Annotated in this window: 6 protein-coding genes and 1 pseudogene; 1 reads left to right on the top strand and 6 read right to left on the bottom strand. The window is 69.7% G+C overall.

Annotated features, from left to right (window positions below; translation table 11 throughout):
* Positions 1-133: 133 nt before the first annotated feature.
* The gene (purL, locus tag BM237_RS26545) at positions 134-2,383 is read left to right on the top strand and encodes a phosphoribosylformylglycinamidine synthase subunit PurL (protein ID WP_093852270.1); all 2,250 of its coding nucleotides are present in this window, start codon (positions 134-136) and stop codon (positions 2,381-2,383) included.
* Positions 2,384-2,529: 146 nt separating this feature from the next.
* Here the strand turns inward: purL and BM237_RS26540 are convergent, their stop codons facing one another.
* The 6 genes and pseudogenes from BM237_RS26540 to BM237_RS26520 form a co-directional block, all read right to left on the bottom strand.
* Positions 2,530-3,711: a methyltransferase domain-containing protein gene (locus BM237_RS26540; RefSeq protein ID WP_093852269.1), complete on the bottom strand. Its 1,182-nt coding sequence runs from the start codon at positions 3,709-3,711 to the stop codon at positions 2,530-2,532.
* Between the two features lie 229 nt (positions 3,712-3,940).
* The gene (locus BM237_RS26535; RefSeq protein ID WP_342746262.1) at positions 3,941-4,588 is read right to left on the bottom strand and encodes a DUF5753 domain-containing protein; all 648 of its coding nucleotides are present in this window, start codon (positions 4,586-4,588) and stop codon (positions 3,941-3,943) included.
* A 3-nt stretch (positions 4,589-4,591) separates the two neighbouring features.
* Positions 4,592-4,792: pseudogene (locus BM237_RS30455) on the bottom strand (helix-turn-helix domain-containing protein); the annotation flags it as partial.
* A 24-nt stretch (positions 4,793-4,816) separates the two neighbouring features.
* Positions 4,817-5,341 carry a DUF6879 family protein gene (locus BM237_RS26530; protein ID WP_093852267.1) on the bottom strand — a complete coding sequence of 175 codons (525 nt, stop codon included), beginning with the start codon at positions 5,339-5,341 and terminating at the stop codon, positions 4,817-4,819.
* Positions 5,310-5,555, bottom strand: coding sequence for a hypothetical protein (locus tag BM237_RS26525; protein ID WP_093852266.1), 246 nt, complete (start codon positions 5,553-5,555; stop codon positions 5,310-5,312). Before BM237_RS26525 ends, BM237_RS26530 begins: the two co-directional genes overlap by 32 nt.
* Positions 5,556-5,751: 196 nt before the next feature.
* Positions 5,752-6,624, bottom strand: coding sequence for an NsdA family TPR-like regulatory protein (locus tag BM237_RS26520; protein WP_245794062.1), 873 nt, complete (start codon positions 6,622-6,624; stop codon positions 5,752-5,754).
* Between the last annotated feature and the right edge of the window lie 23 nt (positions 6,625-6,647).

Below are 6,647 nucleotides of genomic sequence, written 5' to 3'. Positions count from 1 at the left end.
TGCGTCGTGCGGGCGGAGAAGCTCATCGAAAGGGCGCGATGAGCGACGTACGCACGACCACCGGGCCGCAGACGGCCCCGATGCCCGCACCTCTGTGTCGTGCGGACGGAGAAGCTCATGGAAAGGGCGCGGCATGAGTCTCGACACCGTCAAGCACGCGAGCGACACCCCGGACGTCGAGCAGCCCTGGGCCGAGCTCGGCCTCAAGCGCGACGAGTACGACCGCATCCGGGAGATCCTCGGCCGCCGCCCGACCGGCGCGGAGCTGGCCATGTACTCCGTGATGTGGTCCGAGCACTGCTCCTACAAGTCCAGCAAGGTCCACCTGAAGCAGTTCGGCGAGAAGGCCCCGGAGTCCGACGCCATGCTGGTGGGCATCGGCGAGAACGCCGGCGTCGTGGACGTCGGCCAGGGCTACGCCGTCACCTTCAAGGTGGAGTCGCACAACCACCCCTCCTACATCGAGCCCTACCAGGGCGCGGCCACCGGCATCGGCGGCATCGTCCGGGACATTCTGGCCATGGGCGCCCGCCCGGTCGCCGTCATGGACCCGCTGCGCTTCGGCGCGGCCGACCACCCCGACACCCGCCGGGTCCTGCCCGGCGTCGTCGCCGGCATCGGCGGCTACGGCAACTGCCTGGGCCTGCCCAACATCGGCGGCGAGGTCGTCTTCGACCCCTGCTACCAGGGCAACCCGCTGGTCAACGCCCTGTGCGTGGGCGTGATGCGGCACGAGGACATCCATCTGGCCAAGGCGTCGGGCACCGGCAACAAGGTCATCCTCTACGGCGCCCGCACCGGCGGCGACGGCATCGGCGGCGTCTCCGTGCTCGCCTCGGAGACCTTCGACGAGACGGGCCCGGCCAAGCGCCCTGCCGTCCAGGTCGGCGACCCCTTCCAGGAGAAGCTCCTCATCGAGTGCACCCTGGAGGTCTTCGCCGAGGACCTGGTCGTCGGCATCCAGGACCTCGGCGGCGCCGGCCTGTCCTGCGCCACCTCCGAGCTGGCCTCGGCCGGCTCCGGCGGCATGCGCGTGGAGCTGGACACCGTTCCGCTGCGCGACTCCACGCTCTCGCCCGAGGAGATCCTCATGAGCGAGTCGCAGGAGCGCATGTGCGCCGTCGTCGAGCCGGACAAGGTCGACCGCTTCCTGGCCATCTGCGAGAAGTGGGACGTCATCGCCACCGTCATCGGCGAGGTCACCGACGGCGACCGGCTGGAGATCTACTGGCACGGCGAGCAGATCGTGGACGTGCCCCCGCGCACGGTCGCCCACGAGGGCCCGGTCTACAACCGCCCCTACGCCCGCCCCGAGTGGCAGGACGCCCTCCAGGCCGACGACGCGAACAAGCTGCCCCGCCCGTCCGGCGGGGACGAGCTGCGCGAGCAGGTCCTGAGGCTGGTCGGCTCCCCGAACCAGGCGTCCAAGGCGTGGATCACCGACCAGTACGACCGCTATGTGCTCGGCAACACCGTCCTGGCCCAGCCCGAGGACAGCGGCATGATCCGCATCGACGAGGAGACCGGCCTGGGCGTGGCCGTCGCCACCGACGGCAACGGCCGCTACGCCAAGCTCGACCCGTACACCGGCGCGCAGCTCGCGCTGGCCGAGTCCTACCGCAACGTCGCCGCCGCCGGCGCGAAGCCGCTGGCCGTCACCGACTGCCTGAACTTCGGCTCGCCGGAGGACCCGGGCGCGATGTGGCAGTTCGCCGAGGCCTGCCGCGGACTGGCCGACGCCTGTCGGACGCTGGGCACCCCGGTGACCGGCGGCAACGTCTCCCTCTACAACCAGACGGGCGACACCGCCATCCACCCCACCCCGGTGGTCGGCGTGCTCGGCGTGATCGACGACGTCACCCGCCGCACCCCGATGGCGTTCGCGGAGGAGGGCCAGCTCGTCTACCTCCTGGGCGACACCCGCGAGGAGCTGGGCGGCTCGGCCTGGTCCCAGGTGATCCACGACCACCTGGGCGGGCTGCCGCCGAAGGTGGACCTGGAGCGTGAGCGGCTGCTCGCCGAGATCCTGGTCTCCGCCTCCCGCGACGGCATGGTCGACGCGGCGCACGACCTGAGCGACGGCGGTCTGGTCCAGGCGCTGACCGAGTCCTGCCTCAAGGGCGGCAAGGGGGCCCGGCTGGTCGTCCCGGACGGGCTGGACCCGTTCGTGTTCCTGTTCTCGGAGTCGGCCGGCCGCGCGATCGTCTCGGTGCCGCGCAGCGAGGAGCTGCGCTTCACCGACATGTGCGGCGCCCGCGGCCTGCCCGCCACCCGCATCGGCGTGGTGGACGGCGACACCATCGAGGTCCAGGGGCAGTTCTCCGTCCCCCTGGCCGAGCTGCGCGAGGTCCACGAGGCCACCATCCCGGCGCTGCTCGCCTGACGCCCGCGCCGGCGCCCGGTACGACGGCCGTGCCCCGCCGCCCGCCCCGGGCGGCGGGGCACGGCCGTCACAGGGCGCCGACGTGTCCGCCACTGACGGGCCGGAAGAGGCTGGGAGCCAATGCCGGTGGATCCGTCGCGGGGTGGTCAGTCCGTGTGCGGGACCGGGCGGTCGGGGGCGACCAACCACGGTGTGTGGTGTCCGTCCGGGGCCACGGTCATACCGAACGCCTCTGGGCCGGGGCGGCCCTCGCCCTCCCACCACCGGTGGGCCGCCTCCACTTCCTGCCACAGCCGGCGGGGCCCGTGCTCCCAGACGGTGAACCGATCGTCGGTCTGTCCGTCCCAGTCGACGGCCGCCCAGGACACGGCATCGGTGGTGGCCAGCCACAGCCGGGAGAGCACGCCGTCCACGTCGGGATCCTCGTGCCAGGACCACCAGACGTCACGCAGCCGGAGACCGACGGCGAACTGCGCCGCCCAGTCGTCCCCGGCCACCGCCCATGGGGGCAAACGTGTGGTGGACTCCTCGGGTACATGCTCGTCCCGCACCACATCGCGGAAGATCCGCAGGTCCGTGCGCTGGCCGCGCATGAGCATGAACGCCGAGTGCGGGTAGAATCGGCCGGACGCCGATCCGTCTCGGTCCACGCTGAGCCGCAGCAGGCCGTAGCACAACCACGGCGTCTCCCATGGGGTGAGGATGAGGCCCCCGGGCACAACCTGGGAAAGCCACGGACGCGGAATCTCCCGGACGGAGCAGGTGGCCACGATGCGGTCGTACGGCGCACGCTCCGGATACCCTTCGGCTCCATCGCCGGTGACGACGCGCGGCTCCACGCCAGCGACCTTCAGGTTCCTCACCGCTTGGTCGGCCAGGGCCGCGTCCACCTCCACGGTGGTCACCAGGTCCGGCCCGAGCCGATGGGCCAGAAGAGCGGCGTTCCATCCGGTCCCCGTTCCCACCTCCAGCACCCGCTCCGTGCCGTACAGCTTCGCCATGTGGAGCATGCGCACAACGATGGACGGGGCGGAGGCGGAGCATGACGCCCAGCGGTCGCCGTCGCCCGGATCGGCTCCATCGTTGATCTGTGTCACCACGGGCTCGTCTGCGTAGGCCGCGCCGAGCCAGACATCCGGAGCCTCACTGCGCTCGTACGGCATGAGGTCGTCCCCCAGCCACACCTTCTCGGGAAGAAACAGATGGCGGGGGACCCCTTCAATCGCTGCCCGCCACTCGGGAGCCAGGGGAAACGGTGACGTCTCGTCCAGCCTGCGGAGCAGGCCGCGTACGGCGGCCTGCCCGGCGGCCCCGGGGATACCGGTCATCAGGGGACCCCTACTTGCCGTGTTTCGGGCCCGGCTTGGGGGCGTTGGTGTCCGACGACGGCTTAGAAGTGCCCGGGTCCTTCTTCCCGGCGTGCTTCCCATCGCCCCCGCTTCCGCCCTGTCCTGTGCCCCAGCCCATGCCGGCCTCCCTCGTATCGTTGCCGTGATGGCAACGCTAAGGACATGGGACTTCAACTCCCAGTGAGTTCTACGTTGTTGCACGTGAATCTCAGCAGACGGTCTCGCGGGCGGCGCTCACCAGCTCCCGCGCCTCGGCTCCGTACACCGCGAGTTTCCGCAGCTCCGTGAACGCCCTGACGTACAGGCTCACCTCGCTGGGCGCGGTGAGTGTCACCTGAGCGGACAGCAGCTCCACGTGCACTCGGTTGTCGTCGAAGATGTTGAACGCCTCCAGTGTCCACATCTCCCGCTCCCGCGCGGTGAGGGGAATGACTCCCAGCGATACGGCAGGTAGCGACATGACCATCAGCAGGTGGTCCAACTGTCCGGCCATCGTTTCGGTGTCCCCGATCTGATAGCGCAGGACCGACTCCTCGAGCAGCAGGGTGAAGCGGTGGCCCGCCTCATGCAGCACACCTGAGCGAGCCATGCGGGCCGCCACTGCTTCGTGGGTGTCATCAGGCGTGCCGTGGAACCGGCTGATGGCCGACAACAGAGCGGAGGCGTAGGCGGGAGTCTGGAACAGGCCCGGTACGACGTGCGAGGCGTAGCCTCGGACCAGCCGGGTGCGCTGGTACAGCGGGATGCGTGATTGCTGAAGGCGCCGCAGACCGGTGCGCTGGAGCCGCTTCCACTCCAGGTACATCGAGTCCGCCGTCCTCGACGCGGCGATGATGTCCGCCGCCTGGTCCCGCACACCACACTCTTCGCACCATGTGCGGACATCGGAGTCAGTCGGAGGTGTGCGTGCTGTCTCGATGCGGGAGACCTTGGACTTGTGCCAGCCGCAGCGAGCCGCCAGCTCGTGCCCCTTGAGCCCGGCGTCCAGGCGCGCTTCTCGCAGCCGCGCCGCAATGGCCTTACGGGCGGCCTCGACACCCGGTGATTGGTGGCTGGGCATGAGTCGGACGACTGACGACGGGATTCAGATCATGAACTCCGCGTGCGGTGTCGCACGCTCCCACACGGCCTCGAAGGCATCGGCGCAAAGTTTGATCACTTCCTGCTCGTCGCGCAACTCGTGCCCGGCCGACGAACCGTCCCCCGCGAAGTGTCCGAAGCGGACCAGCCGGTCGTCCAGCAGCCAGAAGTCCGCTCCCGGGAGAGCGAGTGTCGCCGCCTCCCGGCGAGGGAGCCAGCGCACGGACTCTCCCGCGCCGACGTTGAGGTGCGTACCCGCGTGCTCGTATCGAATGTACTCACTGACCGGCACGGACACGATCCGGGCTCGGCGCACGACGACCCCACGGCGCACGGTCTCCCGTACCAGGTCCAGCCATGGGCGGCGGCGCTCGACGGACGCGGGAGTGATCCGGCCGGACGCCTGCCACTCGGCGAAGTCGTCAGCCTCCGAAGCGACACTGTAGGCGTCCCGCATCTCAAGATGGACGGCTGACCGTCGGCACGTGCCGACCAGATCAGCGAATGGCGGAACGCTGCTCGACCTCATCGCATGCCTTCCTGATCTGGGACACCATCCGGGCCGGGATCCGGATCACCGCTTCGGTGTCGGGGATGTGCCCTGTGGCCAGGCACTCCACTGTGGTCGATCCGTCGGCTTTCCAGCCCTGGAGCACGAGGTCCGCCGAGGCGTCATCCACCCACACGGTAGGGCAGTCGTCGCCGTTGGTTTCCGGGTCCTTGCCGAAGAACAGCAGAGCCATGACCGCCTCCGATGCCGGATGGAGTGTGTGACGCCCCACGAGCGTCAGGTCGTCGGGGCGGGAGCGTCAACAGTGTGCCGACCGTTGACGCGAATGTGACTGCCTTACGGGGAGGAAGGGAGTGATTCAAGCCGCCAAGAGGGCGGGGCCCCACGATCCCGCTCCTTCGCAGGAGTCGGCTGAGCAGCGTGAATGATCAGACCGCCGAGCCCTTTTGTGCTGTCAGCCGCTCCCTGAGGCTCTGTGCGGCTGTGGTGTCCGGGATGCCCGGCAGGCGGGCGGCGATGTTGCTGATGCCGTCGTCGATCCGCACGGAGTGCACGCCCTCCGCGCAGTCCAGGAAGCCATGCCAGCTGGCCAGTGCCTGGTCGGTATCGCCACGCTTGAGCTGAACGTGGCCGAGGTCGGCCAGAACGATGGCGCGGGTGCGTCTGCGGTCCAGGCCGTGGATGTCGAGCGCGAGACGTAGGTGCTCCTCGGCGGCCTGCAAGTCGCTCATCTTCGCGTGAATCATGCCGGACTCATGTGCCCATCGCCCGTGGCTGTAGTGGGACGCCCATGATTCGCCGGGAGCAGCCGAAGCGCGCTCGATCGCGGTTTGGGCTGCGGTGAGCATGCGGGCAGCCGTGGAATGGTCGCCGTCGGCGGCGGCTGCACGGGCATAGGTGTTGCGGTAGTAGGCCAGCGCCTTGTGGTTGTCCAGCGCGCGACCCTGCTGTTCGCAGGCTTCGGCGAGCCGTACGGCGGTCGGGACGTGCCCGAGGTCGATGGCCTGGTCTGCCAGGCCGCGCAGGGCGGTGGCCGCGAGTTCGCTCTCGCCGGCCTCCGACGCGAGTTTGTAACTGTGGACGTGGTAGCGCTGTGCGAGCCCCTGGGCGCCTTCGTCGCGGGCCATCCAGCCGATGAGGTGGACGAGCTGGGAAGTCGCGGCGTACAGCTCCCGGCCGACCCGCTCGGTGTAGGAGCCGTTCAACCAGCGGCTCACGTCGTCGGTGAGGTAGCGGACCGCCAGATGCCGGGCGTGGCCACCGCCGAGTTCTGAGGCGGCGTCGCCCAAGGCTGTCGTCATCGGGGCTCTCTTTCGTGGATACC

The sequence above is a fragment of the Streptomyces mangrovi genome (assembly GCF_900114215.1).
Classification (GTDB): domain Bacteria; phylum Actinomycetota; class Actinomycetes; order Streptomycetales; family Streptomycetaceae; genus Streptomyces; species Streptomyces barkulensis.
The sequence above is the reverse complement of the archived record's forward strand: the minus strand, read 5'-3'. Positions and strand labels throughout refer to the sequence as shown.